22 protein-coding genes and 1 other RNA gene are annotated in these 22683 nt (G+C 46.4%); 14 read left to right on the top strand and 9 right to left on the bottom strand.

All coding sequences use genetic code 11. The features are described 5' to 3' along the window. Positions 1-14: 14 nt before the first annotated feature. From ZMOB_RS02300 to ZMOB_RS02280, 5 genes are all read right to left on the bottom strand, one after another. Entirely contained in the window at positions 15-848 is an 834-nt protein-coding gene (locus ZMOB_RS02300; protein WP_014500517.1) for a peptidylprolyl isomerase, read from the bottom strand. Positions 849-1084: 236 nt separating this feature from the next. Beyond that, the gene (gene coaD, locus ZMOB_RS02295) at positions 1085-1621 is read right to left on the bottom strand and encodes a pantetheine-phosphate adenylyltransferase (RefSeq protein WP_014500516.1); all 537 of its coding nucleotides are present in this window, start codon (positions 1619-1621) and stop codon (positions 1085-1087) included. An 83-nt stretch (positions 1622-1704) separates the two neighbouring features. Then, positions 1705-2601, bottom strand: coding sequence for a polyprenyl synthetase family protein (locus tag ZMOB_RS02290; RefSeq protein WP_011240722.1), 897 nt, complete (start codon positions 2599-2601; stop codon positions 1705-1707). Positions 2602-2610: 9 nt separating this feature from the next. Continuing rightward, positions 2611-2856: an exodeoxyribonuclease VII small subunit gene (locus ZMOB_RS02285; RefSeq protein WP_011240723.1), complete on the bottom strand. Its 246-nt coding sequence runs from the start codon at positions 2854-2856 to the stop codon at positions 2611-2613. A gap of 76 nt (positions 2857-2932) precedes the next feature. Then, on the bottom strand, positions 2933-3619 hold the full coding sequence (locus ZMOB_RS02280) for a DUF1013 domain-containing protein (RefSeq protein WP_011240724.1): 687 nt from the start codon (positions 3617-3619) through the stop codon (positions 2933-2935). 405 nt (positions 3620-4024) lie between these two features. On the opposite strand from ZMOB_RS02280, the gene ZMOB_RS02275 reads away from it, so the two are divergent. The 5 genes from ZMOB_RS02275 to ZMOB_RS02260 all read left to right on the top strand — a co-directional run bounded on the left by ZMOB_RS02275 (position 4025) and on the right by ZMOB_RS02260 (position 8199). Next, the gene (locus ZMOB_RS02275) at positions 4025-5140 is read left to right on the top strand and encodes a cysteine desulfurase family protein (RefSeq protein ID WP_014500515.1); all 1116 of its coding nucleotides are present in this window, start codon (positions 4025-4027) and stop codon (positions 5138-5140) included. A 9-nt stretch (positions 5141-5149) separates the two neighbouring features. Beyond that, positions 5150-5464: a 2Fe-2S iron-sulfur cluster-binding protein gene (locus ZMOB_RS02270; protein WP_011240726.1), complete on the top strand. Its 315-nt coding sequence runs from the start codon at positions 5150-5152 to the stop codon at positions 5462-5464. Between the two features lie 106 nt (positions 5465-5570). Then, positions 5571-5668: signal recognition particle sRNA small type (ffs, locus tag ZMOB_RS09775), an RNA gene on the top strand. Positions 5669-5821: 153 nt separating this feature from the next. Then, positions 5822-7708: a DNA polymerase III subunit gamma/tau gene (locus ZMOB_RS02265; RefSeq protein ID WP_014500514.1), complete on the top strand. Its 1887-nt coding sequence runs from the start codon at positions 5822-5824 to the stop codon at positions 7706-7708. A 158-nt stretch (positions 7709-7866) separates the two neighbouring features. Then, positions 7867-8199, top strand: coding sequence for a YbaB/EbfC family nucleoid-associated protein (locus ZMOB_RS02260; RefSeq protein ID WP_014500513.1), 333 nt, complete (start codon positions 7867-7869; stop codon positions 8197-8199). Between the two features lie 51 nt (positions 8200-8250). Here ZMOB_RS02260 and dcd read toward each other — a convergent pair whose 3' ends face one another. Next, positions 8251-8805, bottom strand: a complete 555-nt coding sequence (dcd, locus tag ZMOB_RS02255; RefSeq protein ID WP_014500512.1) for a dCTP deaminase — start codon at positions 8803-8805, stop codon at positions 8251-8253. Between the two features lie 53 nt (positions 8806-8858). Beyond that, complete coding sequence (locus ZMOB_RS02250) at positions 8859-9344, bottom strand: cytidine deaminase (RefSeq protein WP_014500511.1); 486 nt, start codon at positions 9342-9344, stop codon at positions 8859-8861. A gap of 95 nt (positions 9345-9439) precedes the next feature. Between ZMOB_RS02250 and ZMOB_RS02245 the strand changes: the two genes are divergently transcribed. The 9 genes from ZMOB_RS02245 (at position 9440) to ZMOB_RS02205 (ending at position 20278) form a co-directional block, all read left to right on the top strand. After that, the gene (locus ZMOB_RS02245; protein WP_011240731.1) at positions 9440-10975 is read left to right on the top strand and encodes a replicative DNA helicase; all 1536 of its coding nucleotides are present in this window, start codon (positions 9440-9442) and stop codon (positions 10973-10975) included. A 115-nt stretch (positions 10976-11090) separates the two neighbouring features. Next, a complete protein-coding gene (locus tag ZMOB_RS02240) occupies positions 11091-12065 on the top strand; it encodes a cation diffusion facilitator family transporter (protein ID WP_014500510.1) in 975 nt (324 codons plus the stop codon). Between the two features lie 278 nt (positions 12066-12343). Beyond that, positions 12344-13357 (top strand): hopanoid-associated sugar epimerase, encoded by a 1014-nt coding sequence (hpnA, locus tag ZMOB_RS02235; RefSeq protein ID WP_014500509.1) that lies wholly within the window; start codon positions 12344-12346, stop codon positions 13355-13357. Then, positions 13357-14496, top strand: coding sequence for a glycosyltransferase (locus tag ZMOB_RS02230; RefSeq protein WP_011240734.1), 1140 nt, complete (start codon positions 13357-13359; stop codon positions 14494-14496). The genes hpnA and ZMOB_RS02230 overlap by 1 nt, the downstream gene beginning before the upstream one ends. Next, positions 14493-15353, top strand: a complete 861-nt coding sequence (gene hpnC, locus ZMOB_RS02225; protein ID WP_014500508.1) for a squalene synthase HpnC — start codon at positions 14493-14495, stop codon at positions 15351-15353. Before ZMOB_RS02230 ends, hpnC begins: the two co-directional genes overlap by 4 nt. Then, positions 15353-16228, top strand: coding sequence for a presqualene diphosphate synthase HpnD (hpnD, locus tag ZMOB_RS02220; protein WP_011240736.1), 876 nt, complete (start codon positions 15353-15355; stop codon positions 16226-16228). The genes hpnC and hpnD overlap by 1 nt, the downstream gene beginning before the upstream one ends. Then, positions 16225-17469, top strand: a complete 1245-nt coding sequence (gene hpnE / locus ZMOB_RS02215) for a hydroxysqualene dehydroxylase HpnE (RefSeq protein WP_014500507.1) — start codon at positions 16225-16227, stop codon at positions 17467-17469. Before hpnD ends, hpnE begins: the two co-directional genes overlap by 4 nt. 14 nt (positions 17470-17483) lie before the next feature. Further along, the gene (shc, locus tag ZMOB_RS02210; protein ID WP_014500506.1) at positions 17484-19460 is read left to right on the top strand and encodes a squalene--hopene cyclase; all 1977 of its coding nucleotides are present in this window, start codon (positions 17484-17486) and stop codon (positions 19458-19460) included. Between the two features lie 140 nt (positions 19461-19600). Beyond that, positions 19601-20278 carry a phosphorylase family protein gene (locus ZMOB_RS02205; protein ID WP_014500505.1) on the top strand — a complete coding sequence of 226 codons (678 nt, stop codon included), beginning with the start codon at positions 19601-19603 and terminating at the stop codon, positions 20276-20278. Here the strand turns inward: ZMOB_RS02205 and hpnH are convergent. Together hpnH and ispH are read right to left on the bottom strand one after the other, a co-directional pair. Then, positions 20222-21367 (bottom strand): adenosyl-hopene transferase HpnH, encoded by a 1146-nt coding sequence (gene hpnH, locus ZMOB_RS02200; protein ID WP_012817100.1) that lies wholly within the window; start codon positions 21365-21367, stop codon positions 20222-20224. The genes ZMOB_RS02205 and hpnH overlap by 57 nt on opposite strands. 3 nt (positions 21368-21370) lie before the next feature. Beyond that, on the bottom strand, positions 21371-22393 hold the full coding sequence (ispH, locus tag ZMOB_RS02195) for a 4-hydroxy-3-methylbut-2-enyl diphosphate reductase (RefSeq protein ID WP_011240741.1): 1023 nt from the start codon (positions 22391-22393) through the stop codon (positions 21371-21373). Positions 22394-22683 lie beyond the last annotated feature (290 nt).

The raw sequence follows: 22683 nt of genomic DNA, 5'->3' as shown, positions 1-22683 counted from the left end.
CAGTGATATTATGATTAGTGCGATTGGCCGGAAGCCGCCGGCGGTTCTGCATTGGCAGAAGCCGCGCGTGATTTGGCAAGAAGGCTGCGCATAGCATTACGCCGCACTTCTTCTTCCTGCTTTTGTTGTTCAGCAAGGTTGATGGCTTCCTGTTTTTCAACGGCTGCCTTGACTTCTTCAGTCGTCGGCGGATGGATTTTATCAGAACCAATAGAAGCACGGACAATAATCGACGGATGGGCAGGGGGTTCACCTTTTTCTACCGCATCGACATATTCCATGCCGGACACCACTCGACCGATAGGCGTATATTCGCCATCAAGAGAGAAAGTCGGTTGATAGACAATAAAAAATTGGCTGTTGGCGCTGTCCTTTTCCTGCGCTCTTGCCATAGAGACTTCCCCACGGACATGGGGCATGTCGTTAAATTCGGCCGGAAGATTGGGAAGCGAAGAACCGCCACTACCATCCCCTTTGGGATCACCAGTTTGCGCCATAAAGCCTTCAATAACGCGGTGGAATCTTAGGCCGTTATAGAAACCTTCCCGTACCAATGTTTTAATCCGTTCAACGCTTTTCGGGGCTTTATCAGGGCGAAGTTGGATAACGACGCGGCCACCTGTTGAAAGATCAAGGTTAAGCGTATTTTCAGGCGTCATTTCAGGAATGGGGGGTAAATCCGGCAGAGCTTGGCGTTGCGTTTTTTGAACGACTTTTCTGATTTCTTGCGGGGTCGCCGTTAGCTCCGGTTCTTTTTCTTTTCCACGTTTTTGAGCAAGAAGGGGCGCGGCTAAGAAAAAAAACACAAAAATGGCGCTAGTGCTTTTTAAAATACCCTTACAGCGCATAGTATAAACATCCTTCTTGACGGTATATTGATAATTTAAGCAATCATCACCCGAGTTATAGACATATCGGACAGGCTTTTCAAAAGTCTTGTCCTGATTATCAGGAAAGAAAAAGCGGTTACGGGATGGGTTTTGCCTTCGGAATAAAGAATGTCACCTTATGCCTGATAAAAGATGAAGGTTATATGGATAAAAACCTTACTTTGTGGCTTGCAAGCGTTCTGATTCCAAAGATTCTAATCTTGAAAAGATTTTTTTCTTGTAACGGCTTCTTGTAATTTTTGTGCGACATAAGGCGGCACAAAAGGCGTGATATTGCCATTATAAAAAGCGATTTCCTTGACCAAACGGGAAGCAACAGGTTGCAAAACGCTGTCTGCCATCAAAAAGACAGTTTCGATTTTATTATTTATTTGCTGGTTCATGCCCGCCATTTGATATTCATATTCAAAATCGGCAACCGCACGCAAACCCCTTAGAATAACCGATGCGCCTTGGCTTTCGACGCAATCCATCAGCAAAGAGTTATAGATGATAACTTCGATACGGCTTTTTGTTGGGTTTTCGAGGCGGCTTATTTCATGACGGATCATGGAAGCCCGCTCTTCTGATGAGAAAAGCGGCGATTTCCCCGGATTCTCAGCAACTGCAATAATAAGATGGTCGAAGATACGAGCGCCGCGCCGGATAATATCAAGATGACCTAGCGTGACAGGGTCAAAAGTACCGGGATAAAGCGCAATGGGCTGCTTTTTCGGAGAGAGAGCGTCCATATCACAACATTTCCCTTCACACTCCTGACAGCAAAAAACTTTTTCAAGATTTTTTGCTGTCAAAAGAGGCTGATACGTAAAATTTAGTGATCGCGCGCTACGATATAGCGAGCAATACTCCGTAAATAATCGGCTTCTGATCCGAAAACAGACAGATGAGCAATCGCCTGATCGACCAATGCCTGTGCCTGTGAGCGGGCTTTTTCGAGACCTAACAGAGACAGGAAGGTCGCTTTTCCGGCGGCAGCATCTTTACCGACTGCTTTTCCGGCAACGGCTTCGTCACCTTCGGCATCGATCAGATCATCAGCAATCTGGAAAGCAAGACCGATATCACGGGCATAGGCCTTCAGACGATCACGGATGTCTTTATTCTGACGACCCATGATAGCACCAGCTTCTAAACAAAAACCGAATAAGGCGCCGGTTTTAAGCTGTTGCAAGCGGGTGATGGTCGGAAGATCAAAAGGCACCGTCGAGGTTTCTGCGGCCAAATCGATGGCCTGTCCACCGACCATACCGTCTTTACCGGAGGCGATAGCCAAAGCCTGAATCAATTCCAGCCGAACATGGGGATCGGTATGGATTTTTTCTTCTGAAAGAATTTCAAAAGCCAAAGCCTGAAGCGCGTCACCTGAAAGAACCGCAGAAGCATCATCAAAGGCTTTATGAACAGTGGGTTTGCCACGCCGCAAATCATCATTGTCCATGCAGGGCATGTCATCATGAATCAAAGAATAGACATGGATACATTCGATAGCCATGCCGACCCGTAAAGCGGCTTCGCGATCGACATTGAACAAGGCGCAGGTGGCGACAACCAGAAGAGGACGCAGTCTTTTTCCGCCACCGATTGCGGCATAGCGCATGGCCTCTACCAAGCGGCGACGGGGGTCTTCTGGAACCGGTAATTGTTCAGCAAAAAGCCGGTCAATATCCTGAGCGACCTGTTCCATCATGGTCTTAAGATTAACTGCCATATCTATTATTTACTCCGCATCGAAAGGACTAGTTCCTGTTGCCCTTCCGTCCTGATCGAGACTGATCTGTTCGATTTTTTTCTGTGCCGCTTTCAGCCGTGCTTCGCATTGTTTTTTCAATGCATCGCCCTGACTATACATCTGGATAGAGTCTTCGAGGGTTGTATCCCCGCTTTCGAGGCGGCGGACAATCTCTTCGAGCTTTTTCAAGGCTTCTTCGAAGCTCAATTCCGATATGTTTTTTTCTTGGCTCATCTACGTATGATCAGACAGGACTTTCGGGAAGAAAAGACGATTTTTACCGCCTTTATCCCGAAAACTTGCCTTTCCCTTATTGCTTCTTGGTGAAAGGATCAACAAAGCCTTTATATTGGCTTTCGCCTTCGCTGGCATGAATTTCTTCTGCCGTCCGTTCCTGATTTTCACGTTTGCGATGCAGATAACGGATCATAGCTTCGCGCTCACCCGCCAAGGTTGCGTCAAAAGGAGAGGTTTCCTCTTCTTTATCCTTTTCCACTTTGGCAATAATCGCGTTTAATTCGCGCTGGGTCGTGAGACCTAAGGTGACCGGATCTTTTGGAACAATATTGATCATATTGTAATGCGTACGATTGCGAATTTTGGCAATCGTTTCGCGGGTCGTTCCGATCAGTTTTGAAATCTGGCCATCCGTCACCTTGGGATGGTTAGCAATAATCCATGCAATACCATCGGGTTTATTCTGACGCCGTGAAATCGGTGTGTAGCGGGGCCCTTTCGGGCGACGGTTTTGTTCAGGGGGAAGCTGGATAACCAGACGGTAATTCGGGTCTTTCTGACCTTTTTCGATTTCTTCTAAAGTTAGCTCACCTGCACGAACCGGATCGCGACCTGCTAATTTCGTAGCAGCGGTATCATCGGCAATCGCCTGAACTTCAAGAATATGAAGACCGCAAAAATTGGCAATCTGTTCAAAAGTAAGTGAGCTATTATCGACAAGCCATGAGGCTGTCGCATGAGGCATAAGCGGCTGGGCCACAGCAAAATTCTCCTGAATATTGCACCCCGTTACGGCGAGGCCTGCATAAGAAAATGGCCACCCGTGGAAGGATGGCCTTGCGTATTTTTTATCCTTACCCTGTCATAGGGTTAAGGGCAAGGTAGATATCAACACCCTGTCGATTATAGAGTGTTTTTTCTATTCCCGTTGTTATAATTATACTATTATTTTAAATGATATTTTTTAGAAGATGGAAAATAAATTTTAATTTTTAAGAAATAATATTTTTAAATAAAGTGATTTTTTAATCACTGTTATCCTTTTAGAGTAAAGAAACTATCTTGTTTTTTCTTTTTAAAAATATTGTTTTTATGCACTGTCATTGGATAAAGAGAATCTTGTAGAACAAGCCTTTCTTTCCAGATTTTTTAAAGATTACGCTAGATGATTTACCTAGACTATCAAGCCACGACCCCCATGGCACCCGAAGCCAAAGCAGCGATGCTGCCTTGGCTGGATGGTGGCGCTAATCCGCATTCTCCCCATCGGATAGGAAAAAAAGCGGCTGCGGCCGTTGCCATCGCTAAAGACCAGATCACCGCTTTGATACCCGAAAGCGAGGCAGGGAATCTGGTTTTTACGTCGGGTGCAACCGAAGCCCTTAACATGGCGATAAAGGGGTTGTGGTTTTCTGGGAAAAATACCCGCCGTAAAATTGTGACATTGGCAACTGAACATGCCGCGACATTAGATAGCCTAGGCTATTTAGCCCGTTTGGGTGCAGAGATTGTGCTTTTGCCTGTTCATTCTGATGGCTTGGTTGATCTGGAAAAGGCTGCGGCTGCGATTGATGACAAGACCGCCCTTGTGACGGCGATGTTCGTCAATAATGAAATCGGCGTTATTCAGCCTATCGCCGAATTAGCAAAATTAGCCCGTCAGGTTGGGGCGTATTTCCTGTTGGATGCTGTCCAAGGCTATGGGCGTTTAGCCTTGCCAGAGGGCTGTGACATGATCGCTTTGTCAGGCCACAAAATTCATGCACCGATAGGTGTCGGGGCATTATGGTTTAAAAAAGATATTACTTTAACGCCTCTTTTACATGGCGGGCATCAGCAAGAAGGATTCCGCTCTGGAACTCTTAGTCCGGCTTTGTCTGCGGCCTTTGGTGCTGCCGCCGCTTTGGCGCAGCAACAACAGGCAAAAGATCAAAGCCATGTGGCGGCTTTATTCGCTTTAGCTAAAGCAGAAATGCCAGATTGGATCATCAATGGCTCGGAAGATCAGCGTTGGCTCGGTAATTTTAACATTCATCAAGAAGGTATCGATTCCAGCCGCCTGATAAGTGATGCCCGCCAAGTGGCTTTTTCGGCGGGTTCGGCTTGTTCAAGTGGCGATGGTCGCCCCAGCCATGTTTTAAAAGCCTTGGGGTTGTCTCAAAAAGCGGTGAGGGGAAGCATCCGTATCGGTTTCGGTCGATATACAACGGAAGAAGAACTACTTTCCGGCTTGGGATATATTAGAGAAGCTGCGGAAAAACAGCGGCGTTTTTTGAGTTAAGGAAATGTCATGTCTGTAACTGTCTTGTTCATTGATCAGCAGCAGAAAAAAATCACCTGCCAAGCCGAAAAGGGTGATAAATTATTGGATGTTATCCATAAAGCCGGTCTGCCGATTGAAGGCACTTGTGAGGGTGCCTTAACCTGTGCAACTTGCCATGTCGTGATAGAGGCTGACAATTTTCGCCAGCTTGAGGCCGCTTCGGATATTGAAGAAGATATGTTGGATTTGGCTTTTGATGTGGAGCCGACTTCTCGCTTGGCTTGTCAAGTTTATTTGCCGGATTGCCAGCATTTTACGGTCTATTTCCCACAAGATTTCTAAAAAGAGCCGATGGAAGCAGGCCGTTTTTTTGGGAAATATCTGTCTTGATTGATAATTTTCCGTTGTTACGGGCTTGCAAACCCCGTCTGAATGTTTCATAGGCGATAGTGGAAGTCGGGCGGACGGTGCTGTCGCCAACCCGGTCAGGTCCGGAAGGAAGCAGCCGTAACGAATTTGTATCGGGTCGTTCCGGCTTCCACGTCTTAAAAATTTCTAAAAATTCCTTTTTTCTTTATCCTTGATAATCGCGCTTTTATTCCGTTTCGGATAGATGTCCTTTTAAAGCCGGATAAGAATGATGGACTGAAAAATATTTCAGTCGCTTTCCTGCCCCATATTATGCATTAACTTCGTCCTATGGTTGATTCTTCCTCTCTGGCAACGCCCTATCGGGTTCTCGCCCGTAAATATCGTCCCCAGAAATTTTCTGATCTGATTGGTCAGGATGCGATGGTGCGGACGTTGGGGAATGCGATTGCCCGCGACCGTTTGGCTCATGCCTTTCTGTTGACGGGAGTCAGAGGCGTTGGAAAGACCTCTACAGCGCGATTGATCGCCAAAGCCTTGAACTGCGTCGGGAAAGACGGCCATGGTGGAATGACGATTGATCCTTGCGGAGAATGCGAGGCCTGTCGCGCTATTGCCGAAGGGCGTCATATTGACGTGGTTGAAATGGATGCCGCATCCCATACTGGGGTAGATGATATCCGCGATATTGTTGAATCTGTGCGCTATGCTTCGGTATCCGCCCGTTTCAAGGTCTATATTATCGACGAAGTCCATATGCTTTCAAAAAGTGCGTTCAACGCATTATTGAAAACATTGGAAGAACCGCCTGCTCATGTAAAATTCTTATTCGCCACGACAGAAATCAATAAAGTGCCGATTACGGTTTTATCCCGTTGCCAGCGTTTTGATTTGCGGCGGATATCCACGGCTACTCTAACGGATTATTTTTCAAAAGTTGTCCAGTTGGAACAAGTGGAAGCCGAAGAAGAAGCTTTGGCTATGATCGCCAAGGCAGCTGAAGGTTCAGTACGTGACGGCCTGTCCATTCTCGATCAGGCAATTGCCCATAGTTCTGGTAGTATTTTAGCGGCCGATGTCCGTGAAATGCTGGGGCTGTCTGATCGCGGTGTTATTAAATCCTTGCTAGTTGATTTGCTGGAAGGAAAAGGCGATCATGTTCTCGATCATGTTAAAGCTCAATATGATCTAGGCGTAGAACCGGAAGCCTTGTTGCATGGCTTGTTACAGCTTATTCATGCCATTACCCGCAGCAAAATGGGGCGGCCTGATAATCTGACCCTTCATCCGACAGAAGAAGAAATTTGGCTGGCTGAATTAGGGAAAAAACTGTCTTTTCCGGTGCTTCATCGTTTGTGGCAGCTTTTATTAAAAGGCCATTCCGAAGTTCAAAACGCAGTTTTACCCTTGGAAGCGGCAGAAATGGCTTTGCTTCGGGTAATTCATGCGAGCCAGCTTCCTGATCCTGCAACGATTATTGCCCAGTTAAAAAAACAGGGAAGCGTTTCGCCGAATTTATCACCTTCACCAGAAGATAACCGATTGGCTCTGCCGACCTCTTCTTTTCAAGACATAAAGGCGGGCGACGTAAAAAAAAACACTTTTAAACCGGTAAACTCGTCGGGATCTCAGGAAAAAGAAGCCTTACCGAAAAACAGGAATGATTTTTCAAAATCGTTGCAATCGACTGAAAAAAAAGATTTTTCTCCTTTCGATGACGATAATAATAGCCGGGTGGCGGCCAGTGGTTATCCTGTCGAAGGTAATCAGAAATTTTCTGAATTACCGGAAAACCAGCCAAGGCCATCGGCTATACCGATAGCACCAGCGAGCGAGGCAAAGCTTAAGAATCCTCATTTTCCGCCAGATTTTAAATCACTGACAGAAATGCTTTTCGATAATGGTCATGCCTTGCTTGGGCATAGCTTGGAAGATTATGGGCGGCTGATCGAATATAATCCGCCTCGATTGCTGTTGGAAAATCATAGCCGCATATCTGGTGAAACCCGCCAAGAATTATCCTTGGCTCTAAAAAATTTGACAGGACAGGCGTGGCAGGTTGAATTTTTACAGGATCGGAAAGGGCAGCCAAGCTTTCGGGAAGCCGAAATAGCCCAAAAAGAAGCCCGTCAAAAAGCGATTTTGAATACGCCCATTGTCCAAGCGGTCTTGAAGACATTTCCTGATGCCGAATGGGTGCAGTCATCTGATGAATAGATAGAGAGGCTTGGTAAAGATGAAGGCATCTTAAAGCTCAATATGTCTTATGAAAGAAGACGAAAACTTTCCTCAAAAAATTTTTGCATCAGCCATGGCCTCTTCCTAAAGCAAACAGCACAAGCTAAAATGAAATTTCATAATATAAAGGCTTTGCTATGGATCTCGAACAAATGATGAAGGCAGCGCAAGAAGCTGCCCAGCAATTACAGAACCAAATGGGAGAAGCTCAGGCTAAACTCGACACGATTGATGTCGAAGGTGCTTCTGGCGGAGGTTTGGTCAAAATCAAGGCTACGGCTAAAGGCCGGATTACCGGCGTTGAAATTGACGAAACGCTGCTGGTGCCAGCTGAAAAGCAAATGCTGGAAGATTTGATTGTAGCAGCTTGCAACGATGTTAAAGCTAAGGCTGATGAAGCCAGCAATGCTGAAATGTCTAAAATGACCCAAGGGATGCCTTTACCCCCCGGAATGAATTTACCGCTTTAAATTTATATAAGAGGGAAGGGGCGGTTATGCCCCTTCCGGTCTTGAAGATTCTTAGAGGCGGGGGAGGGTAACGCCCCGCTGCCCCATATATTTTCCGGAACGATCAGAATAGCTAACCTCGCAAGGTTCGTTGCCTTGTAAGAACAAGAATTGGCAAGCGCCTTCACCGGCATATATTTTGGCCGGAAGCGGCGTGGTATTGGAAAATTCTAGCGTTACATGGCCTTCCCAGCCCGGTTCAAGCGGCGTGACATTGACGATAATGCCGCAGCGGGCATAGGTCGATTTCCCAAGGCAAATAACCAACACATCTTTGGGAATACGGAAATATTCGACTGTCCGAGCCAAAGCAAAACTGTTTGGCGGAATGATGCAAACATCGGTTTTACGATCAACGAAGCTGCTTGAATCAAAATTTTTCGGATCAACCGTCGCAGAATTGACGTTGGTAAAAATTTTAAATTCGTCAGCGACGCGGGCATCATAACCATAAGACGATAATCCATAGCTGATACAGCCGCCTCTACGCTGGCTTTCAACAAATGGCTCAATCATTCCGTGTTTTTGAGCCTGCTCGCGTATCCAGCGGTCAGCCATGATCGACATGCATATATTCCTTTTCTAAGATTCTAAGCAAATTTCAGGTGTTTTGATGTGAATTAGTCGTTTTTCGGAGAAGTTAGATTTTTGGGCCCAAAGCTATGAGGTAATAAAGTCGAGAGCCGATGGGGTTCGATTTCGGAACCTTCAGCTGAACCGCAATAGACCATTATGTCATAATGGCCTATTTCTGCCGCTTCGTTTAAAACCTGACGGCAACGTCCACAAGGATAAATGATATCGTGGCCGATAAAACGGTCTTCGTCGAATTTCCCTCCACAAATGGCAATTGCTCTGATATGGGCGAGGTGACCCACTGTATTGGCCGTTGCAACCGCAACCGTTTCAGCGCAGAGGGTAAGACCATAGCTGGCATTTTCAAAATTCGTGCCGGTAATCACGCTGCCATCTTTGAGTAAAAGGGCGGCACCCACTGCAAAAGCAGAATAGGGAGAGTAGGATTGGCGCGCAGCGGTGCGGGCTTTATCCATCAATGATTTCACGGTAATGTTGCCAGCTTCAAACGCATCGATAGATTCGGACATGAAATGGTATTCTCTTTTTTGAAGGGGTTACTATCCCGAAATTGTGCTTTGATATCACATAAGATTGAAAAAAGAAGAAGAAGGGTGGATTCGGCATGGTAGAAAGTCTGAAAATTGTACCTTCAACGCCTGCTATGCCAGAAAAAGACAATGCGTCTCTTCCTGTTAATCTTGAGGCAGAAGCGGCTCTTTTGGGCGCTTTGCTGATTGATAATCGTTTGGCCGAAGATGTTCAGGTCAAATTGAGAGATGAGCATTTTTTTGATCCAACCCACCGTCTGATTTATCAGCTTATTATGCGCCAGTTAGATCGTAATCAGCTGGCTAATCCGGTTACTATTCAGCCTTTGATAGAAAAAGACCCCGGCTTACAAGCCAAGGGAGGCATGAAATACGTCTATAATCTTGTCGTTAATCAAGCCTCTTTGGTCGGGGTGCGTGATTTTGCAGCACAGATTTACGAGCTGGCTTTGTTGCGCGAGCTGGTCAGTGTCGGGCGCAACATGGTCGATAATGCCTTAAATACCCAAGGGATTATTGATCCTCGCGCCCAGATTGAAGAGGCAGAAACAGCGCTTTATCGGGTGGCTGAATCGGGTATTTCCGAAGGCGGTGTTAAGAGTTTTTATCAAGCGGCTAAGATAGCTGTCAAAGCCGCTGAAATGGCTTTAAATTCTGGCGCGCATCTATCCGGTGTGACGACAGGTCTGGAATCCGTCAATGCCAAGATCGGTGGATTGCACCGATCTGATTTGCTGATTTTGGCAGGCCGTCCCGGCATGGGAAAAACGGCTTTTGCAACTAACGTCGCCTTCAATGCTGCTCGTCGCTATATGTATGATACCCAAAACGGCATCCCGCCAGAAGAAACGCCCGGGGCGCCGGTTGCCTTTTTCAGCCTTGAAATGTCGGCAGACCAATTGGCTACCCGTTTGTTGGCAGAGCAATCCCGATTATCCTCGGAATCTTTGCGCATGGGGCGAGTCAGTAAAGAAGAATTTCGTAATCTGGCACGAGCCGCTGCGGAACTTGAAAATTTACCGCTTTATATCGACGATACCCCCGGCCTTACCATTGCCGCCCTTAGAACAAGAGCGCGGCGTTTAAAGCGTCGCCATAATATCGGTTTGTTGGTCGTCGACTATTTGCAGCTCTTGCAGGGGTCGGGCAAAGCCAATGATAACCGCGTTAATGAAATTTCGGAAATTAGCCGTGGTTTGAAAACCCTTGCCAAGGAATTAGATATTCCCGTTTTGGCCTTGTCCCAGCTTTCCCGCGCGGTTGAGCAACGCGAAGATAAACGCCCCCAGCTGTCCGATCTGCGTGAATCCGGTTCTATCGAGCAAGATGCCGATATCGTGTTATTCGTTTATCGTGAAGAATATTATCTCCAGTCTCGTGAGCCTAAAAGGCCGCCAGAAGGGAGTGATGCTTTGGTGGATGCCCAGATTGATGAAGAGCATCGCAAATGGCAGCAATCTATGGAACAGGTTTATAACCGAGCTGAATTGATCGTGGCCAAGCAACGTCACGGGGCGACCGGTAAAGTGCGTTTGCGCTTTGAAAGCCAGATCACGCGCTTTTCTGATCCGGTTGATGAGTATAATTCTGAAAATGATTATCCCGCATAGTAAAATGAAGTTGATATAATCTGAAATTAAAATAAAACGCATAAAGTTAAATATATAATTATGTAATGTGATATTATAACTTTTGTAGTGATAGCTACAAAAGAAATGAGACTTTATGGCAAGCGAAATAAAAAATACAGAAATGGGTCATGATCATGACCATAATCATAACCATAACCATAGTCATGCGCATCATGACCATCATCATGGACATTCCCATGTTCATGAGATCAATGCCAGTAATAGTCGCGGTTTCGGGATAGGTATTGCTATCAACTTAGCCTTTATTCTGGTTGAAATAGGCTATGGCATTACTTCGGGTTCTTTGTCCCTGATTGCGGATGCCGGACATAACCTTTCCGATGTTTTGGGATTAGCCTTATCTTTGGCGGCCTTTATTGCCGAAAGGTCAAAGCCAACATCACGCTTCACCTATGGTTATCGGTCATCATCTATTTTGGCTGCGCTTTTTAACGCTCTCTTTTTGGTTATTGCTTGTGGCGCCATTGGATGGGAGGCGATACGGCGTTTTTCAGAGCCGGTCGATGTTCCGGGTGGCACTATCATGATTATTGCCGGTATCGGTATTATCATCAATTTTGCCACGGCTTTGTTATTCAAAGATGGCCATGAAGAATTAAACCGTCATGCAGCCTTTCTTCATATGTTGCTGGATGCGTTGGTTTCAGCTGTCGTTGTCTTGTCAGGGTTTATTATCAAAATGACAGGCTGGCATTGGATTGATCCAAGTCTTAGCCTTGCCATTGTGGTCGTTTTGTTATGGAGTAGTTGGAGCCTTATTAAACGCTCTTTTGCGATGGCTCTAAACGCTGTGCCGCCGTCTATTGATGTCAGTGCAGTGGTTACTCGGCTGGATCAACTACCGGATGTTATCAATGTGCATCATGTTCATATCTGGCCGGTAAGCACCAGCGAGACTGCGATGACAGCCCATATTGTGCGCTCCAAAATTCAAAATAATGATGCCTTTATTGGATCTGTTGCCGATATTATGAAAAAAGAATTCGATATCGGTCATGTAACCTTACAAATAGAGCATGATGGCTGCGATAATGAAATTATATGTTGAGGATAACTTCTTGATATAAAAATATAATTTTCTTTATTGTCACCAATCGACAAAATGTCACATACTGTGACAATAGTGCCAAATTTATCACAGTCGGAATAACTACGCCGCACTCTTATTTATTCCGGTTGTGATAAAAGCACCTTGGCTTTACCGGACAATACTATCCGGCCATTATATGCTTAAAAGGGCTTAACGACCCTGTCTTTCTGGTAATTGAGATCAATTGAGTATAGTGCCGTTATTTCCGCTTATTGGAGGCGTATAAGGGGTCTATCGTGCAAGATCATAATCAGGTGAACAAAGAGAAGCCTGTATTAGTTACTGGAGTTTCTGGATTTGTGGGTTCTGCGGTTGCGCGTTCATTAGCGCAGCAGGGCTATAAAGTGCGAGGCATGGTACGTGCGACCAGCCCGAAAACCAATATCCGTGACTTTCCCGGCGAGATTGTTTTTGGTGATCTGGATGATCCGCCTTCTTTAAGAGAACCCCTTTCAGGCTGTGGCGCGCTGATCCATGTAGCAGCTGATTATCGTTTATGGGCCGCCGATCCTAACGAAATTATTCGTCATAACCGTTTGCATACCCAAGCGATCATGACAGCGGCGCTTTATCTGGGTATCGAGCGCGTGATCTATACCAGTAGTGTCGCTACTTTGGCACCGGGACATGGTAAACCCAGCGATGAGAATTCTCCGCTAACGCCGGAAAATGCTATTGGTGCCTATAAACGTTCCAAGGTTGAAGCCGAACGTCTGGTTGAAAAGATGATAGCAGAGCAGGGCTTGCCTGCGGTTATTGTTAATCCTTCAACGCCTATTGGCCCAAGGGATGTTAAGCCTACGCCTACCGGACGCATTATTATCGAAGCGGCTACCGGAAAAATGCCTGCCTATGTCAATACAGGGCTTAATCTTGCTCATGTGGATGACGTAGCAGATGGGCATGTTAAAGCCCTTGAAAAAGGCGTTATCGGTGAAAGGTATATTTTAGGCGGAGCCGATGTGCCTTTAAGTATCATGTTGGCTGAAATCGCGCGACAGGTAGGTCGGAAGCCACCAAAAGTCGCTTTGCCAAGATGGCCGCTCTTTCCATTGGCATGGGGCGCAGAAGCCTTTGCCAAGATAACGAAAAAAGAACCTTTCATTACTAGCGATGCCTTGCGCATGGCTGGCTATCATATGTATTTTTCGTCGGAGAAAGCCAAACGCGATTTGGGTTACAAATCTCGTCCATGGCAACATGCCATTTCTGATGCCATCGAATGGTTTCGGGCAGAAGGTATGTTGTGATGATCGCCACCATTCTAGGATTAACCTCCCTTAGTATTTGGATTGGTCTTCTGTTCTTTCATGGTGGCTTTTGGTTATGTCATGAACGGGATGATCGTCCCGTTCCGTCTTTGGAAATATGGCCGGATGTCGTGGCAATTGTGCCTGCCCGCAATGAGGCCGATGTTATTGATAAAGCAATAGATTCATTATTACGGCAGGATTACCCCGGTAATTTTAAAGTTATCCTTGTTGATGATAATTCCGAGGATAGAACCGCAGAAATCGCCAAACGTATTGCGGGGACTTATCCTGAGGGTAAATTGACGATTGTGAATGGATCAGCTCTGCCTAAAGGTTGGGCTGGTAAATTATGGGCCTTAGATCAGGGTATTAAGGCCGCCGGACAGGTAAAATGGTTATGGCTAACCGATGCCGATATCGCGCATCAGGATGATACCTTGAAAATGTTGGTTGCTCATGCCGAAAAAGACGGATTGATTTTTCATTCCCTGATGGCGCGACTAAGTTGTAACAATTTTGCAGAATGGGCGCTTATTCCGGCCTTCGTCTTTTTCTTCCAGATGTTGTATCCTTTTCGGCATATCAATAATCCCAAGCATAAAACGGCCGGTGCTGCCGGTGGATGCATGTTAGCCGATCGTGCCAGTCTTGAGAAAGCAGGTGGGATAGGGGCTATCCGTCATGCTATTATTGATGATTGCAGTCTTGGCGGCATCATGAAAAAGCAAGGAAAAATTCGGCTTTCTCTAACAAATCGTTCACTGAGTATCCGACCCTATTTAGGGTTTCAGGAAATTGGCCACATGATTTCCCGTTCAGCTTATGCTCAATTACGATATTCTTTCTGGTTGTTGGCATTGACATTATTCGGGATGTGCCTTGTTTATCTGGTACCGCCTGCTTTGGCTTTGCTGACCCATGGTGTATCGGCTTGGATTGGTCTGGCTGGATGGATGATGATGGCATTAGCCTTTCAACCAATATTACATTTTTATCACCGCTCTCCTCTTTGGGGTTTAGCGCTTCCCTTAATTGCGGCCTTTTATAGCTGTGCGACATTTTTTTCTGCCGTGCATGTCTGGCAAGGGCGAGGCGGTATGTGGAAGGGGCGTGCGCAAGCACGTATAGGTCTGTGAGTATTAAAACAAAAAACAAGCTAAATGCAGCCGCTTTGGTTTCTGGAAAAGGACATCAGGATGAAAATTTTCCGGTGGCTTCTTTTCTGATCAATCCCGAATATCGGCCTATTATTATGGCATTCTATCAGTTTGCCCGCCAAGCTGATGATGTCGCTGATAATGTGATCGCAAGCAAAAAAGACCGCTTGGCTATCCTTGAGGATATGCGCAGCAGTTTGACAGGCGAAAGCCAGAGCGAGCCTAATGCCGTTGTCTTGCGCCAGACTTTGATAACTCATGGTCTCGATCATACGATTGTTCATGGTCTTGATCTGTTGGAAGCCTTCCGGCGTGATGTATCCGTCAATCGTTACGAAAATTGGGACGCTTTGATGGATTATTGCCGTTATTCGGCTTCTCCTGTTGGGCGCTTTGTTTTGGATGTCCATAAGGAATCCCGTAACCTTTGGCCGATGAATGATGCTTTATGCACGGCTTTACAGGTCATCAATCATCTTCAGGATTGCGGTAAAGATTATCGCATGATGAACCGTATTTATATCCCAAGCGATATTATGGAAGCGGTGGGTGCTACCGCTGGAGATTTAGGCCGTTTCCATGCCTCATTGCCTTTACGTCAGGCTATTGAGACCGCTGCCTTGAAAACAAAATCTCTTTTGAAACGGTCTTCTGGTTTTTCTGCCGCTATTCACGACAAGCGGTTGGGGGTTGAAGTCGCGGTTATCCAACGCTTGGCGGAAAGCCTGACCGAATGTTTAACTAAGCATGATCCGTTATCCGAACGGGTTCACCATAATAAAGCTGAAACTTTGGGACTGGCCTTTGTCGCCGCCGCAGGGAGATTATTTTCTTAATGACTTCGGCCATGAAAAAGATTCAGCCAGAGGCTTTTTCCGAAAAATCATCGGATAGCCAAGCTTCGGTCAGCGGTGCAAAAAGCAGCAGCTTCTATATCGGTATGCGGGTTTTGCCGCCAGCCGAGCGGGAAGCGATGTATGCTATTTACAACTTCTGTCGCCAAGTGGATGACATTGCCGATGATCTGGAAGGCAGCCAAGAGGAAAGAAAGCAAGCGCTTGACGCATGGCGGCATGATATCAATGCCCTTTACGCTGGTGAGCCCTGTGGACAGGCCGCTTTTCTGAAAGAACCGGTTGCCCGTTTCCATTTGAGACAAGAAGATTTTATTGCCGTTATTGACGGTATGGCCATGGATTTGAAAGGGCCTATCGTTTTTCCTGATGAAGCAACCCTTGATCTTTATTGTGATCGCGTTGCTTCGGCTGTCGGGCGGCTGTCTGTCTATGTTTTTGGCATGGATCCCAATATAGGGGAATCTTTAGCTTACCATCTTGGCCGAGCGTTACAATTAACCAATATCTTGCGTGATATTGACGAAGATGCCGAAATCGGGCGTTGTTATCTGCCCCGGGAACCGCTTGAAAAAGCCGGTATTCCACTGGATATTGAAAAAGCCTTGGCTGATCCACGTCTCGACAAGGTTTGCCGTGATCTCGCTTGGCAGGCCGAAGGGCATTATGCGGCTTCTGATCATATTATCCATAATCGCCCCAAAGGCTATTTGATCGCGCCTCGTTTGATGGCCGCAGCCTATTCTGCTTTATTGCGTAAAATGTTGGCGCAAGGGTGGAAAAATCCTCGGAAGAAAGTCAAACATAACAAACTTGCCCTGTTATGGACTTTGCTCAGATTGAAGGTGACTTCATGAGTGTAACGCATATTATCGGGGCGGGGCTGGCTGGATTATCTGCCGCGGTAGCGATTACCCATGCCGGAGGACGCGTCAAAATTTATGAAGCCTCGGCCATGGCTGGGGGACGGGCGCGTTCCTATCATGATAAAAAGCTGGGGATTGAAATTGACAATGGCAATCATATGCTGCTGTCAGGCAATCATTCTGCCAAGACCTATTTGAAAAGAATAGGGGCAGAGCATCGTTTTAAAAGCCCAAAAGAGGCCGCCTTTTCTTTTTGTGATCTAAGCGACAAAGAACGCTTTACCATTAAGTTAAGTAATGGCCCTTTACCTTGGTGGGTTTTATGCGCCAAAAGCCGCGTCCCTCATAGCAAAGCCAAGGATTATTTAGCATTATTGTCGCTGTTATTGGCAGATCATAATACAAAAATAGGTGATCTTGTTCCAGATAATACGGCTTTATGGCGTAAATTGCTTGATCCTTTTTTTGTATCGGTTCTCAATACACCGGCAAGAGAAGGGGCTGCCTGTCTGGCGGCAGCGGTTATTCGGGAAACTTTGATGAAAGGGGGTAATGCCTGTATCCCCCGTATCGCTTATCCCAATTTGGCAAGCAGTTTTATTGACCCTGCGCTTGACTATTTAAAAGCGAGAGGGGTCGAAGTTGATTTCCGTAACCGCCTGCGTCAAATCCATTTTTCAGGTCAGAATGTCGCCTCTCTGGAATTTGCTCATCAGGATGTAAAGCTGGGAAAAGGCGATAAAGTGATTATCGCTTTGCCTGCTTGGGTCGTTCAATCCTTGATACCAGATATCGAAACGCCGGATAAATATCAGGCGATTATCAACGCTCATTTCCTGATGAAGCCTACTGCCGCTATGCCTCATATTATGGGTGTTGTCGGAGGAACTGCTGATTGGATTTTCACTTTTGAAAATCGGATATCGGTTACGATCAGCGCCGCTAATCATTTATTGGCGCTTGAAAAAGAAGAACTGGTTAAGCGTATCTGGGATGATATTCAGACCGTTTATGCTTTCAAACAGGATATGCCTGAATGGCAGGTCGTGACTGAGAAAAGAGCCACTTTTGAAGCGACTGTCGAGCAGAATAATCGCCGTCCACCGGCGGTTACAGCGTGGAATAACCTGTTTTTAGCCGGAAATTGGGTGAGAACAGGCCTGCCTGCGACTATTGAAAGCGCTATACGATCCGGCCAAACTGCGGCTGATCTCGCTTTATCCCATTCATAATTAGAAAGCCCATAATGACTGTATCGACTTCCTCGGCTTTTCATCATAGCTCGTTGTCTGATGATGTTGAGCCGATTATCCAAAAGGCCACCCGTGCCTTGCTTGAGAAGCAGCATCAGGATGGCCATTGGGTTTTTGAATTGGAAGCCGATGCAACCATTCCCGCTGAATACATCCTGTTAAAGCATTATTTGGGTGAACCCGAAGATTTAGAAATAGAGGCCAAGATAGGTCGCTATTTGCGTCGTATTCAGGGCGAGCATGGCGGATGGTCTTTGTTTTATGGTGGTGATCTTGATTTGAGCGCCACGGTCAAAGCCTATTTTGCCTTGAAAATGATCGGAGATTCTCCTGATGCGCCTCATATGCTTCGAGCCAGAAATGAAATTTTGGCACGGGGTGGGGCGATGCGTGCCAATGTCTTTACACGTATTCAATTAGCTCTGTTCGGGGCAATGTCATGGGAGCATGTCCCTCAAATGCCCGTAGAGTTGATGTTGATGCCGGAATGGTTTCCGGTTCACATCAATAAAATGGCCTATTGGGCAAGAACCGTTTTAGTCCCGTTATTGGTTTTACAGGCGTTAAAGCCTGTCGCCCGCAATCGGCGCGGTATCTTGGTTGATGAATTATTTGTGCCGGATGTTTTACCGACCCTTCAGGAAAGCGGTGACCCTATATGGCGTCGTTTTTTTTCGGCACTTGATAAGGTATTGCATAAAGTAGAACCTTATTGGCCGAAAAATATGCGCGCGAAGGCTATTCATAGCTGTGTTCATTTTGTGACCGAGCGGTTGAATGGTGAAGACGGGTTGGGTGCTATTTATCCGGCGATTGCCAATAGCGTCATGATGTATGATGCCTTGGGATATCCCGAAAACCATCCAGAAAGAGCCATTGCTCGTCGCGCTGTCGAAAAATTGATGGTGTTAGATGGCACGGAAGATCAGGGTGATAAAGAAGTCTACTGTCAGCCTTGTTTATCCCCGATTTGGGATACGGCTTTGGTTGCCCATGCCATGTTGGAAGTCGGAGGCGATGAGGCTGAAAAATCGGCTATTTCTGCCCTGAGCTGGTTAAAGCCGCAACAAATTTTGGATGTAAAGGGCGATTGGGCATGGCGGCGGCCTGATCTCCGACCCGGGGGATGGGCCTTTCAATATAGAAATGACTACTATCCCGATGTCGATGATACGGCTGTTGTGACTATGGCGATGGATCGAGCCGCAAAATTGTCGGATCTTCACGATGATTTTGAGGAATCTAAAGCGCGTGCCATGGAATGGACCATTGGGATGCAAAGCGATAATGGCGGTTGGGGTGCTTTCGATGCCAATAACAGCTATACTTATCTGAATAATATTCCCTTTGCTGATCATGGCGCGTTACTTGATCCGCCAACGGTCGATGTCTCGGCACGCTGCGTTTCAATGATGGCGCAAGCCGGTATCTCGATTACAGATCCCAAAATGAAAGCGGCAGTTGATTATCTTCTGAAAGAGCAAGAAGAGGATGGTAGCTGGTTCGGGCGTTGGGGCGTCAATTACATATATGGCACATGGTCGGCCTTATGTGCATTGAATGTGGCCGCTTTACCCCATGATCATTTAGCTATTCAGAAAGCTGTGGCTTGGCTGAAAAATATTCAAAATGAAGATGGTGGTTGGGGTGAAAATTGCGATAGCTATGCCCTTGATTATAGCGGATATGAGCCGATGGATTCGACGGCTTCCCAAACAGCATGGGCTTTATTGGGCTTGATGGCTGTTGGGGAAGCTAATTCCGAGGCCGTGACAAAGGGTATAAACTGGTTGGCACAAAATCAGGATGAAGAAGGGTTGTGGAAAGAAGATTATTACAGTGGCGGTGGTTTCCCCCGTGTTTTTTATCTTCGGTATCACGGTTATTCCAAATATTTTCCTCTTTGGGCTTTAGCGCGCTATCGCAATTTGAAAAAAGCCAATCAGCCGATTGTTCATTATGGGATGTAACAGGCTGATTTTATAACCTGTTAGTAATGAAATACGTCTAAATCAAAATACGGCTGATTTTTTGGCCGTATTTTTTTGTATTATCATATTGTTTTTATAAAATATTGTGATGATTGGCGGGGTATTATGAAGGAAAAAATATGCTGAACCATATCCTTGCTGTGACCGGAATAGATCGTGAAGCACGGGCGGCGGCGCAATGTGAAAAAGTTTTGTCTCTGGCAGGGGGAGGGGATAGTATTCGTCTCGAAGAATCTTTGCGCCGAATTATGCAAGAAAACACGATTGCCGGTTTAGTGAGTTTTGGTTTGGCTGGCGCTTTGGATTCTGATTTAAAAGTAGGCGATTGGGTTGTCGGAAGCCATTTAACAGGGAATGTCGATGCCGATTGCGATGAAGCATGGCAAGGCTCGCTTGAGAAAATTTTCCCTAAATTAAAAAAGGGAATAATTTATTCAGATGGCACTCTTGTTTCCGATATCGCCCAGAAACAAGACATTCAGAAAAAACAAAAGGCTATCGCCGTTGATATGGAATCCCATATCGTTGCCCGAATAGCCCAAGAATATAATTGTCCATTTATTATTTTAAGAGTGATTTCAGATCAGGCCGATCACGCTCTGCCTCCCGCTTTTTCGGTGGCGATGCAGCCTGATGGCAGCGTCGCGATACCGGCCCTACTGAAATCATTGTTATTGAAACCGAGCCAAATACCGGCTTTCGTCACGACAGCAACGGCCGCAACGAAAGCCTTGAAAGAGTTAGGCCGCGTCGGTTTCCTTTTTGGCAGCAGCCTCGGCTTCCCGGATTTCAGCTAAACGCTGCTGAACGTGATCGGAGAACACATCCTTGGCGCGACGCTGATTGGCAAGGCTGATATCGGGTGCCATAGCACCTTCTGTTTTGATGCCTTTTAAAGCAACCATAGCAGCTTTCAGCGGATGGCGAACCGTGTCAATAACCGCCGTGGCTTCAAAACCAGAGTGAACCATACAGTCTTGGCATTTTTCATAATTGCCAACGCCGTAATCATCCCAAGCCGTATTTTCCATAAGGTCTTTGAAGCTTTTGGCGTAATCTTCACCCAAAAGATAGCAAGGACGCTGCCAGCCAAAGACGGTACGGGTCGGGTTGCCCCAAGGCGTGCATTTATAGGTTTCGTTACCGGCCAAGAAGTTCAAGAACTGAATGGACTGGTTGAACGGCCATTTATGACCTTTGCCCAAACGGAAAATGTTGCGGAACAGGTTTTTCGTGGTGGTGCGGTTCAGGAATTCATCCTGATTGGCAGCCCGTTCATAGGCGTAACCCGGAGAAACCGTGATGCCGTCAATGCCGATGGCCTTCATGCGGTCAAAGAATTTAGCCGTCCGTTCTGGATTGGCATCGTTAAAGAGCGTGCAGTTGATCGAAACCTGAAAACCACGGGATTTGGCAAGACGAATAGCAGCTTCCGCTGTTTCATAGACACCGTCTAAAGAAACAGAGCGGTCATGCATTTCCTTGTCACCATCAAGATGGATTGACCAAGTGAAATTGGGGCGCGGTTCATATTGATCGACCTTCTTTGCAAAAAGCAAAGCATTGGTGCAGCAAATAACGAATTTGCCTTTATCAAGAGCGCCTTTAACAATTTTAGGCATGTCGCGATGAAGCAGCGGTTCACCACCGGCGATAGAAACCACCGGAGCGCCACATTCATCAATAGCCTGCATACATTCGTCATAAGACAAACGCTGGTTCAGAATTTCTTTGGGGTAATCGATCTTACCGCAGCCCTGACAGGCAAGATTGCAGCGGAAGAGCGGTTCAAGCATCAAAACCAGAGGATAACGCTTTGTCCCTTTGATATGATTACCAAGGATGTAGGAACCAATCCGTAAAACCTGACTAAAAGGAATACCCAAGGCTCAAGCCTCCTGTTCTGTATCGTTAGAGAGACTGTCCGCCTCTTCTGAAGCAGCAGTTTTGTTGTCTAAATTGTTATGTGCCGCATTGCGGGCTTTGAGATGGCGCAGGGTTGGCGGCAAGCGGAAAGCAATCTTCTCTTCGACACCATCAAGCTGTTCTACAGTGACAGGGCCTAGAGCGCGGATGGCGGTAATAACGCTTTGCACCAATTCTTCTGGCGCAGAGGCACCTGCCGTTAATCCGACTGTATTGATACCTTCAAACCAAACAGGATCAATTTCGCTGCCATCGGCGATCAGATAGCTGGGAAGACCTTCTTCTAAGCCAATTTCGCGCAAACGGTTGGAATTTGAGCTGTTCGGTGAACCGACAACCAAAATGAGATCGGATTGTTTGCAAAGATCTCTGACCGCAGCTTGCCGATTCTGGGTCGCGTAACAGATATCCGAGGTATCGGGCCCAATGACATCTGTAAATTTTTTGCGCAATGCAGCGATAACCGAGCGGGTATCATCAACAGAAAGCGTTGTCTGGGTGATGAAAGCGACCGGCGTATCGGACGGAATGTCAAGGCTATCTACCTGTTCGGCGGAACCGACGAGGTGAACAGGCCCATCAATCTGGCCTAAAGTACCTTCAATTTCAGGATGACCGGCATGGCCAATTAAAATCAAAGTCCGTCCATGAGAAAGGTAACGTCGGCCTTGCGCATGCACTTTGTTTACCAAAGGGCAGGTCGCATCGACCACCGGCAAGCCGCGTTCTTCGGCTTCCTTTTGAACGGTGCGAGCAACGCCATGCGCACTGAAAACAGTGACTTCGCCGGGGGGAACTTCGGAGAGTTCTTCGACAAAGACAGCGCCTTTTGCCTTTAATGTATCGACAACATGACGATTATGAACGATTTCATGGCGGACATATACAGGCGCTCCGACACGGTCTAATGCCTGATCGACAATTTCGATAGCACGGATCACGCCGGCACAGAAGCCACGCGGTTGAGCCAGAATGATTTTTATCACAAACAGTCCCGATTTTGGATGTTCTTAATTCTAGACCTTGCAAGTCTAACCTGACACAGGTCTGTATCTATTTTATAGATAATTCTAAAGCAGATAACGCATAATGTAGCATAGAAACGGCAGATTTCGTGTGAATTATGTATAAAAAACACAGTATTTTCAGATGTTGCGGTCAAAAACGGAAACTCAACCCTTTTTTTGACGTTTTTTTTCATCAAGGCATAATGAAGCATTTTTTGTGAAGGATTAGACAAAAAGTTCTAAACCGGCGATGAGTGATGGGACGGATG

The organism is Zymomonas mobilis subsp. mobilis ATCC 10988 (assembly GCF_000175255.2).
Lineage (GTDB): Bacteria > Pseudomonadota > Alphaproteobacteria > Sphingomonadales > Sphingomonadaceae > Zymomonas > Zymomonas mobilis.
This window is presented reverse-complemented; position numbering and strand designations above follow the sequence as displayed.

What these genes read in the sequence shown, in the direction of transcription:
- ZMOB_RS02250 (WP_014500511.1), bottom strand. Translation starts at nt 9,344, where the DNA reads ATGTCCGAATCTATCGATGCGTTTGAAGCTGGCAACATTACCGTGAAA.
- ZMOB_RS02230 (WP_011240734.1), top strand. Translation starts at nt 13,357, where the DNA reads ATGATCGCCACCATTCTAGGATTAACCTCCCTTAGTATTTGGATTGGT.
- ZMOB_RS02245 (WP_011240731.1), top strand. Translation starts at nt 9,440, where the DNA reads ATGGTAGAAAGTCTGAAAATTGTACCTTCAACGCCTGCTATGCCAGAA.
- ZMOB_RS02270 (WP_011240726.1), top strand. Translation starts at nt 5,150, where the DNA reads ATGTCTGTAACTGTCTTGTTCATTGATCAGCAGCAGAAAAAAATCACC.
- dcd (WP_014500512.1), bottom strand. Translation starts at nt 8,805, where the DNA reads ATGTCGATCATGGCTGACCGCTGGATACGCGAGCAGGCTCAAAAACAC.
- ZMOB_RS02265 (WP_014500514.1), top strand. Translation starts at nt 5,822, where the DNA reads ATGGTTGATTCTTCCTCTCTGGCAACGCCCTATCGGGTTCTCGCCCGT.
- ZMOB_RS02260 (WP_014500513.1), top strand. Translation starts at nt 7,867, where the DNA reads ATGGATCTCGAACAAATGATGAAGGCAGCGCAAGAAGCTGCCCAGCAA.
- hpnD (WP_011240736.1), top strand. Translation starts at nt 15,353, where the DNA reads ATGACTTCGGCCATGAAAAAGATTCAGCCAGAGGCTTTTTCCGAAAAA.
- hpnE (WP_014500507.1), top strand. Translation starts at nt 16,225, where the DNA reads ATGAGTGTAACGCATATTATCGGGGCGGGGCTGGCTGGATTATCTGCC.
- ZMOB_RS02285 (WP_011240723.1), bottom strand. Translation starts at nt 2,856, where the DNA reads ATGAGCCAAGAAAAAAACATATCGGAATTGAGCTTCGAAGAAGCCTTG.
- ZMOB_RS02205 (WP_014500505.1), top strand. Translation starts at nt 19,601, where the DNA reads ATGCTGAACCATATCCTTGCTGTGACCGGAATAGATCGTGAAGCACGG.
- ZMOB_RS02275 (WP_014500515.1), top strand. Translation starts at nt 4,025, where the DNA reads ATGATTTACCTAGACTATCAAGCCACGACCCCCATGGCACCCGAAGCC.
- ZMOB_RS02300 (WP_014500517.1), bottom strand. Translation starts at nt 848, where the DNA reads ATGCGCTGTAAGGGTATTTTAAAAAGCACTAGCGCCATTTTTGTGTTT.
- coaD (WP_014500516.1), bottom strand. Translation starts at nt 1,621, where the DNA reads ATGGACGCTCTCTCTCCGAAAAAGCAGCCCATTGCGCTTTATCCCGGT.
- shc (WP_014500506.1), top strand. Translation starts at nt 17,484, where the DNA reads ATGACTGTATCGACTTCCTCGGCTTTTCATCATAGCTCGTTGTCTGAT.
- ZMOB_RS02240 (WP_014500510.1), top strand. Translation starts at nt 11,091, where the DNA reads ATGGCAAGCGAAATAAAAAATACAGAAATGGGTCATGATCATGACCAT.
- ZMOB_RS02290 (WP_011240722.1), bottom strand. Translation starts at nt 2,601, where the DNA reads ATGGCAGTTAATCTTAAGACCATGATGGAACAGGTCGCTCAGGATATT.